This window comes from Mesorhizobium sp. M0244 (assembly GCF_040321795.1).
Lineage (GTDB): Bacteria > Pseudomonadota > Alphaproteobacteria > Rhizobiales > Rhizobiaceae > Mesorhizobium.
In genome coordinates this window covers 1-552 of sequence record NZ_JAMYSE010000244.1, presented here as the reverse complement: position 1 = coordinate 552, position 552 = coordinate 1, and the positions used below count along the sequence as shown (strand labels likewise).

The 552-nt window shown below is 60.3% G+C and carries 1 protein-coding gene; it reads left to right on the top strand.

Features of this window, described 5'->3' with window-relative positions; genetic code table 11:
* On the top strand, window positions 1–446 hold a 446-nt coding region (locus tag NKJ08_RS38880), incomplete at its 5' end, for an ATP-binding protein (protein ID WP_352786437.1).
* Window positions 447–552 lie beyond the last annotated feature (106 nt).

Below are 552 nucleotides of genomic sequence, written 5' to 3'. Positions count from 1 at the left end.
CCGGCAAGTCGTGGCTGGCCTGCGCCTTCGGCCGGCAAGCGGCACGGCTCGATCATTCCGTGCTCTATGTGCGCGTGCCGCGCCTGTTCGAGGATTTGGCGCTCGCCCGTCTCGATGGCCGCTTTCCACGCCTCATCGACAAACTCACCCGCGCACAACTGCTCATCCTCGATGACTTCGGAACCCACTCCCTCACCGATCAACAGCGCTTCCATCTGTTCGAAATCGTCGAGGAACGCTATCGCCGCAAATCCACCCTGATCACCGCCCAGGTCCCAGTGGCCAGATGGCATGACCTGATCGCAGACCCTACCGTCGCCGACGCCATTCTCGACAGGATCGTTCACAACGCCCATCGCATCGTGCTCCAGGGCGATAGCATGCGAAAGCAAAAAGCAGCGCCCCTCTTGACCGGCACCGAAAACGGCGAAATCAATCATCCATGAACGCAACAAGGCAGCCGAGGACCAACGCCGCCAAACTGTCCCGACATTAGCGAAACCACTGTCCGGGAATTAGCGGAACCCCTGTCCGGCTTTTGCGAAATGCGCA